General features: G+C 58.7%; 1 protein-coding gene. It reads left to right on the top strand.

The features are described 5' to 3' along the window. The coding region (locus tag SB756_RS32855; protein ID WP_410913610.1) for a rod shape-determining protein at window positions 1-252 on the top strand (252 nt) is incomplete at both ends.

Here is a 252-nt window from a genome sequence, read left to right as displayed (position 1 = left end):
AATGAAATCCTCGAAGCACTGCAGGAACCGCTGACCGGTATTGTGAGCGCGGTAATGGTTGCACTGGAACAGTGCCCGCCGGAACTGGCTTCCGACATCTCCGAGCGCGGCATGGTGCTCACCGGTGGTGGCGCACTGCTGCGTAACCTTGACCGTTTGTTAATGGAAGAAACCGGCATTCCAGTCGTTGTTGCTGAAGACCCGCTGACCTGTGTGGCGCGCGGTGGCGGCAAAGCGCTGGAAATGATCGAC

The organism is Pseudomonas sp. SIMBA_068 (assembly GCF_046534705.1).
In the GTDB taxonomy this organism is placed as follows: Bacteria; Pseudomonadota; Gammaproteobacteria; order Pseudomonadales; family Pseudomonadaceae; genus Aquipseudomonas; species Aquipseudomonas putida.
The sequence above is the reverse complement of the archived record's forward strand: the minus strand, read 5'-3'. Positions and strand labels throughout refer to the sequence as shown.